14 protein-coding genes are annotated in these 15,146 nt (G+C 73.1%); 10 read left to right on the top strand and 4 right to left on the bottom strand.

The features are described from left to right. Positions 1 to 122 precede the first annotated feature (122 nt). The 3 genes from ACFWEE_RS17700 (at position 123) to ACFWEE_RS17690 (ending at position 3,741) form a co-directional block, all read left to right on the top strand. Positions 123 to 626, top strand: coding sequence for a MarR family winged helix-turn-helix transcriptional regulator (locus tag ACFWEE_RS17700; RefSeq protein WP_386890084.1), 504 nt, complete (start codon positions 123 to 125; stop codon positions 624 to 626). Between the two features lie 382 nt (positions 627 to 1,008). Continuing rightward, positions 1,009 to 2,316, top strand: coding sequence for a PP2C family protein-serine/threonine phosphatase (locus tag ACFWEE_RS17695; RefSeq protein ID WP_386890083.1), 1,308 nt, complete (start codon positions 1,009 to 1,011; stop codon positions 2,314 to 2,316). Positions 2,317 to 2,559: 243 nt separating this feature from the next. Then, positions 2,560 to 3,741 carry a PP2C family protein-serine/threonine phosphatase gene (locus tag ACFWEE_RS17690; RefSeq protein WP_386890081.1) on the top strand — a complete coding sequence of 394 codons (1,182 nt, stop codon included), beginning with the start codon at positions 2,560 to 2,562 and terminating at the stop codon, positions 3,739 to 3,741. A gap of 144 nt (positions 3,742 to 3,885) precedes the next feature. Here the strand turns inward: ACFWEE_RS17690 and ACFWEE_RS17685 are convergent, their stop codons facing one another. Both ACFWEE_RS17685 and hemL read right to left on the bottom strand, forming a co-directional pair. After that, entirely contained in the window at positions 3,886 to 4,578 is a 693-nt protein-coding gene (locus tag ACFWEE_RS17685; protein WP_386890079.1) for a histidine phosphatase family protein, read from the bottom strand. Further along, a complete protein-coding gene (gene hemL / locus ACFWEE_RS17680; RefSeq protein WP_386890077.1) occupies positions 4,575 to 5,882 on the bottom strand; it encodes a glutamate-1-semialdehyde 2,1-aminomutase in 1,308 nt (435 codons plus the stop codon). Before hemL ends, ACFWEE_RS17685 begins: the two co-directional genes overlap by 4 nt. A gap of 284 nt (positions 5,883 to 6,166) precedes the next feature. On the opposite strand from hemL, the gene ACFWEE_RS17675 reads away from it, so the two are divergent. The 4 genes from ACFWEE_RS17675 (at position 6,167) to ACFWEE_RS17660 (ending at position 9,006) form a co-directional block, all read left to right on the top strand. Beyond that, a complete protein-coding gene (locus tag ACFWEE_RS17675; protein ID WP_386890076.1) occupies positions 6,167 to 6,766 on the top strand; it encodes a hypothetical protein in 600 nt (199 codons plus the stop codon). Positions 6,767 to 6,947: 181 nt separating this feature from the next. Further along, entirely contained in the window at positions 6,948 to 7,244 is a 297-nt protein-coding gene (locus ACFWEE_RS17670) for a hypothetical protein (RefSeq protein WP_386890075.1), read from the top strand. A gap of 172 nt (positions 7,245 to 7,416) precedes the next feature. Further along, positions 7,417 to 8,184 carry a Mut7-C RNAse domain-containing protein gene (locus tag ACFWEE_RS17665; protein WP_386890073.1) on the top strand — a complete coding sequence of 256 codons (768 nt, stop codon included), beginning with the start codon at positions 7,417 to 7,419 and terminating at the stop codon, positions 8,182 to 8,184. A gap of 63 nt (positions 8,185 to 8,247) precedes the next feature. Next, the gene (locus ACFWEE_RS17660) at positions 8,248 to 9,006 is read left to right on the top strand and encodes an SDR family NAD(P)-dependent oxidoreductase (protein WP_386890071.1); all 759 of its coding nucleotides are present in this window, start codon (positions 8,248 to 8,250) and stop codon (positions 9,004 to 9,006) included. A 112-nt stretch (positions 9,007 to 9,118) separates the two neighbouring features. Here the strand turns inward: ACFWEE_RS17660 and ACFWEE_RS17655 are convergent, their stop codons facing one another. Then, positions 9,119 to 10,312 carry an RtcB family protein gene (locus ACFWEE_RS17655; RefSeq protein WP_386890070.1) on the bottom strand — a complete coding sequence of 398 codons (1,194 nt, stop codon included), beginning with the start codon at positions 10,310 to 10,312 and terminating at the stop codon, positions 9,119 to 9,121. Between the two features lie 258 nt (positions 10,313 to 10,570). On the opposite strand from ACFWEE_RS17655, the gene ACFWEE_RS17650 reads away from it, so the two are divergent. Both ACFWEE_RS17650 and ACFWEE_RS17645 read left to right on the top strand, forming a co-directional pair. Next, positions 10,571 to 11,428, top strand: coding sequence for a DUF3558 domain-containing protein (locus ACFWEE_RS17650; protein WP_386890068.1), 858 nt, complete (start codon positions 10,571 to 10,573; stop codon positions 11,426 to 11,428). Positions 11,429 to 11,666: 238 nt separating this feature from the next. Continuing rightward, complete coding sequence (locus ACFWEE_RS17645; RefSeq protein WP_386890067.1) at positions 11,667 to 12,596, top strand: DUF3558 domain-containing protein; 930 nt, start codon at positions 11,667 to 11,669, stop codon at positions 12,594 to 12,596. A 36-nt stretch (positions 12,597 to 12,632) separates the two neighbouring features. Here ACFWEE_RS17645 and ACFWEE_RS17640 read toward each other — a convergent pair whose 3' ends face one another. Next, positions 12,633 to 13,166, bottom strand: coding sequence for a hypothetical protein (locus tag ACFWEE_RS17640; RefSeq protein WP_386890066.1), 534 nt, complete (start codon positions 13,164 to 13,166; stop codon positions 12,633 to 12,635). A 309-nt stretch (positions 13,167 to 13,475) separates the two neighbouring features. Between ACFWEE_RS17640 and ACFWEE_RS17635 the strand changes: the two genes are divergently transcribed. Further along, positions 13,476 to 15,035 carry a DUF2637 domain-containing protein gene (locus ACFWEE_RS17635; protein WP_386890064.1) on the top strand — a complete coding sequence of 520 codons (1,560 nt, stop codon included), beginning with the start codon at positions 13,476 to 13,478 and terminating at the stop codon, positions 15,033 to 15,035. Positions 15,036 to 15,146 lie beyond the last annotated feature (111 nt).

Below are 15,146 nucleotides of genomic sequence, written 5' to 3'. Positions count from 1 at the left end.
CCGGACCCTCACCGGTTCTCCACAAGCGCTCCGCTCAGAGGGGACGGTCCCGACGGCTTTCGGCCATCGGCCCGGAGCCGCGCGGGCTGACAACGGCGCCGCGGGGGTGGCACAGTGGAGCGATGTTCCCGCGTCGGCCGTCGTCCCCCCAAGAAGTGGCCCGCACCGCGTCCGAGGTGACGAATCTGCTCGCGGTTCTCTGGGGAAGAGCCCAGGCCAACACCCCGACGGGCCCCACCTCCCCGTCCCAGCTGCGCGCACTGCTGGCGATCGAGCGCCACGAGGGCGGCAACATGCGGGCCCTGGGCGAGGCGCTGGGGTCGACCCCGCCCGCGACGAGCCGTCTCTGCGACCGGCTGGAAGCCGCGGGTCTCGTCGAGCGGCGACTGAGCGCGGCCAGCCGCCGGGAGATAGAGCTCCACCTCAGCCGTCCCGGCCGGGCGCTGCTGGAGGAGATCAGGGCCGGCCAGGTGCGGGAGGTGTCCCTGGTGCTCGCGGCGATGGAGCCCGAGGCGGCCGAAGCGCTGCGCGACGGGCTCGCGGCGTTCCGGGACGCCGCCGCCGAGGTCGTCGACGGAGAGAGATACGAGTCCGACGGACCGGCCTGGCTGGCCAACCCCGCCTGAGGCCGGGGAACGCCGGGGAACACGCGGGACCGGGGAACGCCCTAGAGCGCCGGGAGCCCCCGGGATCAGCACCCCTCACCGCCCCGCGGAAACACCGCCCGGCCCGGTCCGGCACACCCTCACCGCCCGTCGCGGTGGCGCGGAAGGCCGAGGGCGGACCCACGGAAAACCAGCGACGAACCCACGACGAACCCACGACGCCGCCGCGACGAACCGGCGACGAACCCGCCGACCACGGGCCGATTCACCCCGCACCGCCCCGACCAGGGATGTTTCCTCCCTGCAATTGTTGTCAGTGAACAACTATTACCTCTAGTCTCGTCGCGGTCGCATCGTGCGGTCCCATGGCCGGCCGGCCCATGGTGAGAGGAGGCACAGCGCCTTGGGCACCCCGCCCCCCACCGTCCTCGCACCTCGTGACGGCGGTTCCCGCGAACCGTCGCGCACCGGCACCGCCGCGCCCCGTACCGCGGCCCTCCCCGCCGGCCGCACCGGCGGCGCCCCGGGTTTCGACCTGTGGAGCGGCGACGGGCCCAGCGTCCTGCTGATCGAGGACGACCCCGGGGACGCGCTGCTGGTCGAGGAGATGGTCGCCGACAGCGGGGTCGCCATCGACCTGTCCTGGGCGCGGACCCTCGCGGAGGCGCTCGACGCCCTCGACCGGGACACCCCCCAGTGCGTCCTGCTCGACCTCCACCTGCCCGACTCCCAGGGACTCGGCGCGCTGGAGACCATCCTCTCGCGCTCGCCGGACACCGCCGTCGTCGTCCTGACCGGCCTCGCCCAGGAGGACTCCGGGCTCGCCGCGGTCTCCGGCGGCGCCCAGGACTACCTGATCAAGGGCCGCCTCGACGCCGAGCTCTTCGTCCGGGCCATCCGCTACGCCATACAGCGCAAGCGGGCCGAGCGGGCCGCCGCCGATCTCCGGGAGAGCCGGATGCTGGCCGCGGAGAACAGCCGGGTCGAACGCGGTCTGCTGCCCACCCCGCTGCTCCGCGACGACACCGCCCAGGTCTGCTCCCGCTACCGCCCCGGCCGCGCGCAGACCCTGCTCGGCGGCGACTTCTACGACGTCGTCCAGACACCCGACGGCACCACGCACGCCGTCGTCGGCGACGTCTCCGGCCACGGCCCCGACGAGGCCGCCCTCGGGGTGTGCCTGCGGGTCGCGTGGCGCTCCTTCGTCCTCTCCGGCGCGCGCGGCCAACGACTCCTGGACCTGCTCGAACAGATGCTGGTCGCCGAGCGTTCGGGCCCCGAGATCTTCGCCACCCTCACCACGCTCAGCCGGGCGGCCCGTACTCCGCGCGTGGAGGTCCTGCGGGCCGGTCACCCGGGGCTGCTGGTACGTCCGCCGGACGGCCCGGTCCGCCTGGAGGAAGTGCCGGGCGGCCCCGTGCTGGGCCTGCTGCCCGGCCGCGCGCACTGGCCGGTGACCGTCCTGGAGGCGCCCCGGGGGACACGGCTCGCGCTCTTCACCGACGGGCTCATCGAGGGCCGCACGGGCGACGGGTACGAACGCCTCGGCGAGGAGGGCCTCGTCAGGATCGCGCGGGAGTACGCCCACCGTCTCCCGGCCGACGACTTCGTGGACGCGGTCGTCCAGCGGTGCGAGGACCTCGCCGCCGGCAGCGGCGGACTCGCCGACGACGTGGCCGTACTCCACCTCGGCTGGACGGACACCGTGTGAGGGCGGCGCCCCCACCGGCGCGCCCACCGGCGCCCCAGCCGGCGCCCCGGCCGACGACGGCGCTCCGGCCGACGACGCTCCGCCGCGCCCGTACCCGCTGACGCCCGCTCCGGCCGCCGCTCCCCGCTCCGCCGTCGGAGGGGCGCGGCGCGAAGGGCCCGGCACCGGCCCGTCGGACACCCCCCTGGTCCCGTTACTCTGCTCGCCCCCGAGCAGCCACCTGGTGAAGAAAGCCGACCAACTGTGACGAACTACCTGGCCGTGGAACGCGCCCTGCGTACCGCCGCGCCGCACGCCCTGGTGGAGGCCGCGCGCGCCGCACTCGCCGAGCACTACGGCGCCACGGACGTCGAGCTCCTGATGGCCGACTACAGCCTGACGGTGCTCCAGCCGGTCGACGCCCCGGCGCGCCCGGACGGCCCGGTGCCGGTGAACGGCAGCCCGGAGGGCCGCGCCTTCGGCAGCCAGACACCGTACGAGCGCACCGCGCCGGGGCGGGGCGACTCGGTCGTCCTGCACCTCCCGGTGACCGTCCGGGGCGACCGGCTCGGCGTCCTCGACGTGACCCTGCCCCAGGACCGGCGTACGACCGGCGCCGTCCACGACCTCACCGAGATCGCCCAGCTCCTCGGCCACGAGATCATCGTCGCCGAACGGGACACCGACCTCTATCTGCGGGCCCGCCGGGTCAGCCGGCTGACCCTCGCCGCCGAGATGCAGTGGCAGCTCCTGCCCGCCCGCGCGTGTTCACGGCCCGAGTACGCCATAGGCGCCCAGCTGGAACCGGCGTACGCCATCCACGGCGACAACTTCGACTGGTCCACCACCGCCGACACCCTCACCCTCACCGTCACCAACGGCATGGGCGAGGGCATCGAGGCGTCGCTCCTCACCAACCTGGCCGTGAACGCCCTGCGCAACGCCCGCCGGGCCGGCATCGGCATAGCGGACCAGGCGGCCCTCGCCGACCAGGCGCTGTACGCCGAGTACCGGGGCGCGTCCCACGTGTCGACACTGCTGCTCACCTTCGAACTCGCCACCGGCAACGTCCAGGTCGTGGACGCCGGGTCGCCGCAGCTCTGGCGCAGGCGCGGCAGGACCGTGGAGCGCGTCGGCCTGGAGGCGCAGCTCCCGCTCGGCATGTTCGACGAGACCGCCTACGCCGTCCAGGAGTTCCAGGTGCTGCCGGGGGACCGGCTGGTCTTCGTCAGCGACGGCGTCTACGCGGCACGGAACCGTGCCGGTGAGCCGTACGGCGAACGGGCGCTGGCCCGCGCCATCCAGGCGGCCGGGCTGCTGCACGCCCCGTCCGTACCGAGGGCCGTGCTGCTGGCCCTGGCCGAGCACCGGGACGCGGAGCCGGAGGACGACGCGCTGGTCGTCTGCCTCGACTGGTTCGGCGCGAAGGGCGGCCCGGAGGGCTGACCGGCTCCGGGCTTCCGGGGTTCGACGCTTCGGGACTCCGGGGCTCCGGGGGCTTCGGGGCCCCGGGCGGAACGAACGATCCCGGGGGCGGGCCACGGTAGGTGGCCCGCCCCCGGGATCGGTGCGCTCGGGTGCGTCGCGTCCTCAGGCGCCGAACGCCTTCGACTTCCCCTTCACCGGCTTCGCCCCGGCGAGCAGGTGCGCGGGCACCAGGTCGCGGGCGGGCTCGGAGTAGCCGACCGAGACGATCTTGTCGCCCTGGTAGGTGAAGCTGGTCAGCGAGGCGAGGGTGCACTGCCGCTTGCGCGGGTCGTGCCAGAGCCTGCGGCGCTCCACGAAGCTGCGCACGATCCAGATCGGCAGCTGGTGGCTGACGCAGACCGCCTCGTGGCCCCGGGCCGCGTCGCGCGCGGCGTCCAGGGCGCCCATCATCCGTACGACCTGCTCGATGTACGGCTCGCCCCAGGAGGGCTTGAACGGGTTGGTGAGGTGCTTCCAGTTGTCCGGGTTGCGCAGCGCGCCGTCGCCGACGCCGAAGGTCTTGCCCTCGAAGACGTTGGCGGCCTCGATCAGCCGCGCGTCGGTGGCGAGGTCGAGCCCGTGCGTCTTCGCGATCGGCGTCGCGGTCTCCTGGGCGCGCTCCAGCGGGGAGGCGACGACGTGGCGGATGTCGCGCTGCGCCAGGTGCTCGGCGACCCGGTCGGCCATCTTCCGGCCCAGCTCGGAGAGGTGGTACCCGGGCTTGCGCCCGTAGAGCACGCCCTCCGGGTTGTGCACCTCGCCGTGGCGCATCAGGTGGACGACGGTGATGTCCTGGGCGGAACCGTTCTCGCTCATGCGGTGGCCTCCGAGGCGGCGCGGGCGGCGGCGGGCAGGGCGTCGGCGATGCGCTCGACGGCCCGGGAGTCGTGGGCGGTGGAGACGAACCAGGACTCGAACGCGGAGGGCGGCAGGTAGACGCCCTGGGACAGCATCGAGTGGAAGAAGGCGGTGTAACGGAACGCCTCCTGCTTCTTCGCGTCGGCGTAGTTCCGGACCGGCTCGTCGGTGAAGAACACGGAGAACATGTTGCTCGCCGTGGACACGTGGTGCGCCACGCCCTCCTTGCTGAGCGCGCCGCTGACCAGGCCCTGGAGCTCGGCGGAGACCGCGTCGACCTTCGCGTACGCGGCGTCGTCGAGCAGCCGCAGCTGCGCGAGGCCCGCGGCGGTGGCGATCGGGTTCCCGGAGAGGGTGCCCGCCTGGTAGACCGGCCCGGCCGGGGCGAGGTACGCCATGACGTCGGCGCGGCCACCGAAGGCCGCGGCCGGGAAGCCGCCGCCCATGACCTTGCCGAAGGTCATCAGGTCGGGGCGGACGCCGTCGACGCCGTACCAGCCGGCCTTCGAGGTGCGGAAGCCGGTCATGACCTCGTCGGAGATGAACAGCGCGCCCTCGGCGGCGCACAGCTCCTTGAGCCCCGCGTTGAAGCCGTCCACCGGCCGGACGACGCCCATGTTGCCCGCGGCGGCCTCGGTGATCACACAGGCGATCTCGCCGGGGTGCGCGGCGAAGGCGGCGCGGACGGCCTCCAGGTCGTTGTACGGGAGCACCAGGGTGTCCCCGGCCTGCGCGCCGGTCACCCCGGGGGTGTCGGGCAGCGCGAAGGTGGCGACGCCGGAGCCCGCCGCGGCCAGCAGCGCGTCGACGTGACCGTGGTAGCAGCCGGCGAACTTCACGACCTTGGCGCGGCCGGTGAAGCCGCGCGCCAGGCGGATCGCGGACATGGTCGCCTCGGTGCCGGACGAGACCAGGCGCACCTGCTCGACGGGCTCGACCCGGGCCACCATCGCCTCGGCGAGCGCGACCTCGCCCTCACCCGGCGTACCGAAGGAGGTGCCCCGGGCGACGGCCGCCTGGACGGCGCCGACGACCTCGGGGTGGGCGTGGCCGAGAATCATCGGCCCCCACGAGCAGACGAGGTCGACGTACTCGCGGCCGTCGGCGTCGGTGAGGTACGGACCGGTGCCGGACACCATGAACCGGGGCGTACCGCCTACGGCGTTGAAAGCGCGCACCGGTGAGTTCACGCCACCGGGCGTCACGGCGGACGCGCGGTCGAAGAGCGACTGTGAGACTGGGGCTTCGTATGAATACGCCACTTTGGTCCTGATCTGCGATTCGGGGGGTCGGAGGGCTGGTGGGGACATCGCGGCCACCGGTGAGCAAGGAGCGCGCACTCCTCGTATCACGAAAGGGCGTCAGCCCCCTCGCGTCTGCGAAACTGGGGCGTCATGGGGAAAGCTCACACATGCCATGGTGTCAGAGGCGCGCGCGGACTCGCGGGCAGGTGTTTCGCCGCACGCCTGGTGGGGAGGTCACTGACACGATGATCGGGTTGCGCGGTGGGGCTGTGTCTCCTAAGAAGTAGTCGGGTGGATGAAATATGCATCGCGGTGGCGGAGTGGGCGAAGGCACCGACGGCCCGGGGCCCGAGCCTGCCCGGCGTGGGCGTCACCGGCGTGATGCTGAGCGCGTACAGGGCAGCAGACCGGCACCGGACGCACCGGATGCCGGCGGCGGTCCCGGGATCAGGAGCGGTGGCCGGGTGGGGGTGACGTACAAGTACTTCGGCGCCCCGGACGGCGCGACCGCCGCCCGCGTGCCCATCTCGATGCGCCCGGAGGAGCTGGGCGGCGACGAGCTGGGCATGGGGGGCATGTTCAGCAAGATCAAGCCGGAGACGGTGGCCGCCATGGTCCTCACCGGTATACAGGGGATCCCGCTGCACCAGGTCCCGCCGCTGGAGCTCGTCGTCCTGCACCCCGACTACGCGGTGGTGAAGCTGCCGATGACCGTGGTCGACCCCCTGCGTGACGTGGGCGAGGAGACGGTGGGCGCGGCGGCCTTCATATGGTCGACCGTCCCCGACCGGGGCGGCCCGCGCGACGCCTTCAACGTCTACCGCCTCCTCCACGAGTGGCAGGACTTCTCCGTCCGCCTGCACGACGCGGGCCACCAGGCGTACTGCCTGGTGTGGCCCTGACGCACGGAACCACCGGGGCGCGGACCCCGGAGCGGAACGCTCCCGGGTGCACCGGAGCGCATCCGCGCACCCTGCGCATCCATCCGTAGTCATCCGGCCATTCATTGGCCGAAGAACGATCTCCAGTCGGGCCCTGGAACCTGCCGACACAAGAGGGACATCCGTTGAAGGAGGTCCCGCCGTGGGCGATGTGCTGCCGATCCTCTCCGTCCCCGCCGTGGTCCTCGCCAGTGGCGCGTACGCCGTGGGCGCGAGCTGGTGGCGCCGCCGCCACCCGGCCCCGCCCTCCCCGTACACCCGCCAGGCGCTCCGCCTCGCGCGTGAGCGGACGCTCGTCACGGCCGAGGAGATCCTCGCCGACGCGTACGCCGCGTTCGGCCCGCTCTACACCCGGCCCGCCGCGGACGCGGACACCCCCGACGCCGCCCCCGGCGCGCGGGCCACCACCCCCAGCTCCGACCCGGCCCCGCAGGTCTGAGCCGCCGGGGGCGGCGGATCGTCGCTCCTGGTGTCCGGCCCCGCCGGCACGGAGCTGCGCGGTCCCGCCCGGCGCAGGGGGGTGCTGGTCCGAGAGCCGCCCGGTACGTGCGCGGCCCGCTCCGCCCGGAAACTCCTCGCTCCGCCGGCCTCCCCGGTGACATCCTGGGCCCGTGACCAAGCCTCCCGTGCCCGGGACTCCCGCGGCCAAGCAGCAGATCACCGTCGAAGTCGATCCCGGGCTGCGGCTGTTCGTCGCGCACGAGCGGCGCGAGGGGGTGACCGCGCTGGTGACGGACGGGGTGTCGACGCTCGGGCACGTCGTGGAGTCGCTCGGCGTGCCGCTCACCGAGGCGGGGGCGCTGGTGGTGGACGGGGTGGGGGTGCCGGTGTCGCACGTCCCGCGGTCCGGGGAGCACCTGGTCGTACGGGCGGTGGAGCGTCCGCAGCGGGTGCCGGGGGCGCCGTTGCGGTTCCTGCTGGACGTGCATCTGGGCACGCTGGCCCGGCGGTTGCGGCTGCTCGGGGTCGACGCGGCGTACGAGAGCGAGGACATCGGCGATCCCGCGCTGGCGGCGCTCTCCGCGCGCGAGCGGCGGGTGATGCTCTCGCGGGACCGGGGGCTGCTGCGGAGGCGGGAGCTCTGGGCGGGGGCGTACGTCTACAGCGACCGGCCCGAGGACCAGCTGCGGGACGTGCTGGGGCGCTTCGCGCCGGTCCTGGTGCCGTGGTCGCGGTGCACGGCGTGCAACGGGCCGCTGCGGGAGGCCGACAAGGACGCGGTGGCCGACCGGCTGGAGCACGGCACGCAGGCGGCGTACGACGTGTTCGCGCAGTGCACGGTGTGCGAGCGGGTGTACTGGCGGGGCGCGCACCACGGGCATCTGGAGACGGTGGTCGCGGAGGCCGTGCGCGAGTTCGGCGGGCCGGACGCCGCCTGAGGTCAGGGGCGTGGCTCTGCCTATCCTGGCCGGGTACCGGTCACCTGTCCGAGGGAGTTCGTCATGGCCGCCACCCCGATCGCCGTCATCACCGGTGCGAGCAGCGGCATCGGTGCCGCGACCGCCCGCCGGCTCGCCGCCGAGGGCTACCGCGTGGTGCTCACCGCCCGCCGCAAGGACCGCATCGAGGCGCTGGCCGAGGAGATCGTGGCGGCGGGCCACCAGGCGACCGCTTACGCCCTGGACGTGACCGACCGTGCGGCGGTCGACGAGTTCGCCACCGCTTTCCGTTCGCTCGCGGTCCTGGTGAACAACGCGGGCGGCGCGCTCGGCGCGGACCCGGTCGCCACCGGGGACCCGGCGGACTGGCGCCAGATGTTCGAGACGAACGTCGTCGGCACCCTCAACATCACCCAGGCGCTGCTGCCGGCCCTCACGGCGAGCGGCGACGGCACGGTCGTGGTGCTGACCTCGACGGCGGGCCACGGGACGTACGAGGGCGGCGCGGGCTACGTCGCGGCCAAGCACGGCGAGCACGTGCTCGCCGAGACGCTGCGGCTGGAGATCGTCGGGACGCCGGTCCGGGTCGTCGAGATCGCGCCCGGCATGGTGAAGACCGACGAGTTCGCCACCAACCGATTCCGGGGCGACAAGGAGAAGGCCGCCAAGGTGTACGCGGGCGTCGACGCGCCGCTGACCGCCGAGGACGTGGCCGACACCGTCGGCTGGGCCGTGACGCGTCCCAGCCACGTCAACATCGACCTCCTCGTCGTCCGCCCGCGCGCGCAGGCGTCCAACACCAAGGTCCACCGCACGCTCTGAGCGACGGCCGCGCGCCCACGGACACCGCCCGGCACGGCTGGCCCCGGCCCGGCCTCGCACGGCTGGCGCCGGCCCGGCCTCGCACGGCCGGGCCCGTGGGCGCGCTCCCGTCTCAGCCCTTCACGCAGACGAGCTGCTTCAGCTTGGCGACGACCTCCACCAGGTCCCGCTGCTGGTCGATGACCTTCTCGATCGGCTTGTACGCGCCCGGGATCTCGTCCACCACGCCGGAGTCCTTGCGGCACTCGACGCCGCGCGTCTGCTCCTCCAGGTCCTTGGTGGTGAACCTCCGCTTCGCGGCCATCCGGCTCATCCGGCGGCCTGCTCCGTGTGAGGCGGAGTTGAAGGACTTCTCGTTGCCGAGGCCCTTCACGATGTACGAACCGGTGCCCATGGATCCGGGGATGATCCCGTACTCGCCGGAGCCCGCCCGGATCGCGCCCTTCCGGGTGACCAGCAGGTCCATGCCGTCGTACCGCTCCTCCGACACGTAGTTGTGGTGGCAGGAGATGACCGGCTCGAAGGTGACCTTCGCCTTCCGGAACTCCTTGCGCACCACGTCCTGGAAGAGCCCCATCATGACGGCCCGGTTGAACATGGCGTACTCCTGCGCCCAGAACAGGTCGTTGCGGTAGGCGGCCATCTGCGGGGTGTCCGCGACGAAGACCGCGAGGTCGCGGTCGACCAGGCCCTGGTTGTGCGGGAGGCTCTGGGCGATGCCGATGTGGTGGTCGGCCAGCTCGTTGCCGATGTTGCGCGAACCGGAGTGCAGCATCAGCCAGACCGAGCCCGCCTCGTCGAGGCAGAACTCGATGAAGTGGTTGCCGCCGCCGAGCGTGCCCATCTGCCGCACCGCCCGCTGCTGGCGGAACTTCACCTCCTCGGCGATCCCGCCGAACCGGCTCCAGAAGTCGTCCCAGCCGGCCGCTCCGGCCCCGGGCAGTCCGGCCGGGTCCACCAGCTCCTCGTGCATCCCGCGTCCGACCGGGATGGCCTCCTCGATGCGGGAGCGCAGCCGGGAGAGGTCGCCGGGCAGGTCGTTGGCGGTGAGGGAGGTCCTGACGGCGGACATGCCGCAGCCGATGTCCACGCCGACGGCGGCGGGACAAACCGCTCCGTGCATGGCGATGACCGAGCCGACCGTCGCCCCTTTGCCGAAGTGGACGTCGGGCATCACGGCGAGGCCCTTGATCCACGGCAGGGTCGCGACGTTGCGCAGCTGCTGCATCGCGACGTCCTCGACCGACGCCGGGTCGGTCCACATCCGGATCGGTACCTGCGCCCCCGGCATCTCCACGTACGACATGAACCCTCGACTTCCCCCGGCATGAAACTGACAGGACAGACAACTGGACGGACAACAGGACAGCAGGACAGCGGGACAGCCATCCGAAGAGGCCCGAAAAGGCCCAAAAGACTTAAAGCGCAAAACCGGTGCCAAGGTCGGCAAACATCTCGGCCGACCGGCATTCACAGCCGCACGTGCGATACACATTGTGTCCATCGGCCGCCGTCGCGCGGCAACTCGTTTTCGTACCGAAGGGGGCCTGGGACCTTGCGACCCATGGCGTACGTTCCCGGCATCGCGCTTCTCGCGGTGCTCGTCGCCGGCTGCACCGGGGGCTCGGGCACCGAGGACGCCACCACCGACGCGAAGCCCGGGACCCCCACCGTCTCCGTCGCGCCTCCCGGCAAGTACCAGACCCTGCCGGAGGCCTGTCGGTCCGTGAGCGTGAACACGCTCAAGCAGCTGCTGCCGGGCGTGGCGGACCTCCCGGAGGACCAGCGCGAGAGGGCGTACGAGGGCCGGGCGTCGGTCACGTACGACACCGACCGCAAGGTGGGCTGCACCTGGCAGGCACGGACCTCCGAGTCGACCCGCACCCTGGTGGTCGACTTCGAGCGGGTCGTCTCCTACGACCCCTCGGTGAGCGACGAGGACAGCGCCGCCACCGTGTACGGGAAGAAGGCGGAGGCGGCCGGCCTGCCGTCGCCCTCGGTCACGTCCTCCTCTCCGGCGGACCCCTCGGCGGACCCCGCGGACCCCTCCGCCGGAGCCCTGTCGGACCCGGCCGCGTCCGACGGGGCCGGGGTGGCGCCGCAGGGCTCCACCTCCCCGACGACGACCGCGTCACCGACCCCGGACGGAGGCGACGACGGCGGCGACGGGGCCTCCGACGAGCTCGCGCCCCGGGTGCTGAACAACATCGGAAATGCCGCGTTCCTGGACGATTCGCTCGAAAGCGGAGGTTCTTCCGCGCAGCGCCGCACCGTCAGCGTGGTCTTCCGCACATCGAACGTCGTCGTGACCGTCCGGTACGCCGAGCAGGCGGCCGACGCCGACGGCGTGCCCGAGAGTGCGGAACTCCAGGAGAAGGCCCAGTCACTGGCCCACGGACTGGACGAGAGCATCAACGAATAGACCGCTTCCACGGGCGCCGGCCGGACCCCCACCGGGGCCGTCGCGGGCCGCCGCCGTGGCCGCGCGGGTTCCGCGTCCGTCGTACGGTGGCTCCTCGGAACACGCATCCGCACCACCGCCCGCCCGTACACCGACCGCCGCACGGCGCCCGTCCCGAAGCCGAGCACGAACGCCCGCGCGGCGGAGCGCCGGCACGACCGCCCGACCGCGATCGCCGTCCCGTCCGAGTGAAGGAACCATGCACCGATCAGCCCCGCGACTGTCCCGCATACTCCTCTGCGCCGCCGTCCCGGTGATGCTCGTCGCCGCCGGCTGCTCGTCGGACTCCGGCGACGACGCGAAGGAGAAGAGCGCCGGATCCACCGCCTCCGGCTCGTCGAGCGCCGCCGCCTCCGCCTCCGCGACCCCCACCGTGGAGCCGGCGAAGTTCGCCGGGCTGCCCGACCCGTGCAAGGCGCTCTCCGCGAAGACGGTCAAGAAGCTCGTGCCGTCCGCGAAGAAGGCCGGCGGCACCGTGGGCAAGTCCTCCGACGACGACGCCCGGGGCAGCTGCTCCTGGAACGGCCTGGACGACAAGGGCGTGAAGGGCTCCGTCTACCACTGGCTGGACCTCGGCTTCGTCCGGTACGACTCCGACGAGGCACTGGGCAGCGGCGCCGACCGGGCGACCACCGACTACACCAAGTCGGTCGCCAAGGCGCAGGCGGTCGACGGCGCCAAGAAGCTCGCGACCGCGCCCGTCTCCGGCATCGGCGACCAGGCGACCGCGATCACCTACACCCTGAACAAGACGAGCGAGGACTTCTCCTACGCCGCGATCGTGGTGCGCACGGCCAACGTCGTCGTCTCGGTGAACTACAACGGCACCGGCTACGCGGGCGCCAAGGCCCCGTCCGCCGCCGAGATCCTGGCGGGCGCGCAGGCCGCGGCGAAGGAGGCGGTGGCGGCCGTCGGCGGTGCGGGCGGGACCACCGCGGACGACGCGTCGAGCCCGAGCGCCACCACCAGCTCCAGCCCGAAGACCAGCAGCAGCAAGAGCACCGACGGCGAGAGCGACAGCCCGAAGACGAGCAGCAGCAAGAGCGCCGCCTCGGACTCCGACTCGGACGCGGACTCCGGCTCGGGCGCCACCGCGAAGGCGACGCCCAAGGCGACGACGAAGTCCTGAACGACGACGTCCTGACGCCCGGACGGCGTCCGGGCGTCAGGACGTCTTGCGGGTCCCGCTCCGGGGTCCGGCCGCTTTCCGGGGGCCGGACCCCGGCGGTGTGTCCGGGCGGCCCTCGGCGAGCATGGCGCGCATCGGCTCGTCCCACCGCACCACGTCCGGCGCCGTGCGTTCCGTGAGGGCGGTGACCAGGCGGCGGCGGTCGGCCGGGGGGACGAACACCATGCTGAACGAGGTACGGGTCGCGCCGATGCCCTGGAACCTCAGCGTCTCCACGCCGCGCTTCTTGCCCGGCGGACGCCCGCCGGACACCGAACGCAGCCGGTCGAGACGGAAGGAGACGGTCCGCAGGGGCTGACGCACGGTGACGGTGCGCGAGGTGACGGTGACGGCGCACCTGCGGACGGCCACGAGGACGGCCGGGAACAACAACGCCGTGACGCCGAAGAACCACCATTGCAGCGCCTCGCCGCTCACCAGCGCCTTGAACGCCTCGACCGCGAGGAGGATGGCGGTGGGGGCCGTCGCGCGGCGGGTACTGGGGCGTACGGAGACGACCTCCGAGGTCATGGGTCATCACCAGGCTCGCTCGTAGGGGTTCGAGGGGCTGCTGACGCCCTGTCGCGCGCTCAGCGTAGGACCGGAGCGGTCCGGTCCCACCGGCCGCCCCCAAGTCGTGACCGAAAATCGCCCCTGGGCCAACGTCCCAGCCCAGAGCCCCCTTTGCGGAATCAAGGACTCCCGTCGGACCCCCCTCCGGGCGGCCCTCCCGGCCTCCCCGCGCATCACAGCTCGTACACATGTGCCAGGCTGGCCCCCACCGGATGTCGGAAGCCGGGCGGAGAACAGAGGTCGGGGAGGGGATCGCGGGTGGCCGCGATGCAGCTCACACGCACGCACCGGGTACTGATCGGGCTCGTCGTCGCAGGAGCGGCGGTCATCGCCGCGATCGGGTTCGCGGGCTCGTACGCAGCCGTGCGCGAACTCGCCCTGGAGAAGGGGTTCGGGAACTTCTCCCTGGTGTTCCCGATCGGCATCGACGCGGGCATCTGCGTCCTGCTGGCGCTGGACCTGCTGCTGACGTGGATGCGCATCCCGTTCCCGCTGCTGCGCCAGACGGCGTGGCTGCTGACGGCCGCGACCATCGCGTTCAACGGCGCCGCCGCCTGGCCCGATCCGCTCGGCACCGGCATGCACGCGGTGATCCCGATCCTCTTCGTCGTCGCCGTCGAGGCCGCCCGCCACGCGGTGGGCCGGATCGCCGACATCACCGCCGACAAGCACATGGAGGGCGTGCGCCTCACGCGCTGGCTGCTCTCCCCCGTACCGACGTTCAAGCTGTGGCGGCGCATGAAGCTCTGGGAGCTGCGCAGCTACGAACAGGTCATCAAGCTCGAACAGGACCGGCTGGTCTACCAGGCCCGGCTGCAGGCCCGCTTCGGCCGGACCTGGCGGCGCAAGGCCCCGGTCGAGGCGCTGATGCCGCTGCGGCTCGCCAAGTTCGGCGTACCGCTCGCCGACACCGCCCCGGCCGGGCTCGCGGCAGCCGGGATCGAGCCGGTGCTGCTGCCGCCCGCGCCGAAGCCCGAACTCGCCCCCGGTGACCTCACGGAGCACGCGCACGGCACCGAACGCCGGCAGGACGGGGCGCCCCACCCGCAGCAGCGGGACCTCCCGCCGCGCGCGGCCCTGCCGCAGCAGCGGAACGACGGCGCCCGGGGCGGGTACGTCCCGGACGACGTGCCGCCGGACGCGTACCCCCAGGACCCGTATCCGCAGGGGCCGTACCCGCAGGACACCGTCCAGCAGGAGCGCGGCGACTGGGTTCCGGTGGACCCCGACCCGGAGGCGCAGGGCAGCCCGTGGTTCGCGAAGCCGCCGTCGGACCAGCCGTACCAGGGCGACTACGACCCCTTCTACGAGGACACCTACGAGCGCACGCCCACCCAGGTGCCCTCGGGCCCCGGCGGCCGTACCCGCCCGCTCGGCAACGTGGGCACCATCGGCGCCGTCCCGCACCAGCGCGGCGGGCAGCAGGAGCCCGGGCAGCGGGACGCCGGACAGCAGCCGGAAGCCGGTCCGCGGGCCGACGCTCCGCAGGCCGACCAGGCCGACCAGGACGCGCGGGAGGCCGTCCAGGCGGCCGAGGAGACCGTGCGGGAAGCCGAGCGCGAGGCCGACGCGCAGGCGGAGCGGGCCGCACGGGTCACCGCCGAGGCGGAGAACGCCGAAGACGCCGAGTACGCCGAGATCGCGTACCAGGTCTTCCGGACGTTCGTGCAGACCAACAGCGGCTACCCGAGCGTCGACGTCCTCGGCATCCACCTCGCCGACGGCCACAACGTCCAGCACCCGCGCAGCGCCGCCCTGTTGCGCCGCCTGATGCCGGAGTTCAAGCAGCGGTTCGACGCGGAGCTCGCGGCCGACCACATCGCCTGAGCCGGGCGCCGAGACCTCGGCCGCCGGTCGTCGGACCGGCCCCGCATCGCGCCCCCGCACGACAGAAGAACACGACAGAAGAAGGGGCCGCCGCCCGGATCTCTCCGGGCG

Source organism: Streptomyces sp. NPDC060184, from assembly GCF_042728795.1.
Taxonomy (GTDB): Bacteria; Actinomycetota; Actinomycetes; order Streptomycetales; family Streptomycetaceae; genus Streptomyces.
The sequence above is the reverse complement of the archived record's forward strand: the minus strand, read 5'-3'. Positions and strand labels throughout refer to the sequence as shown.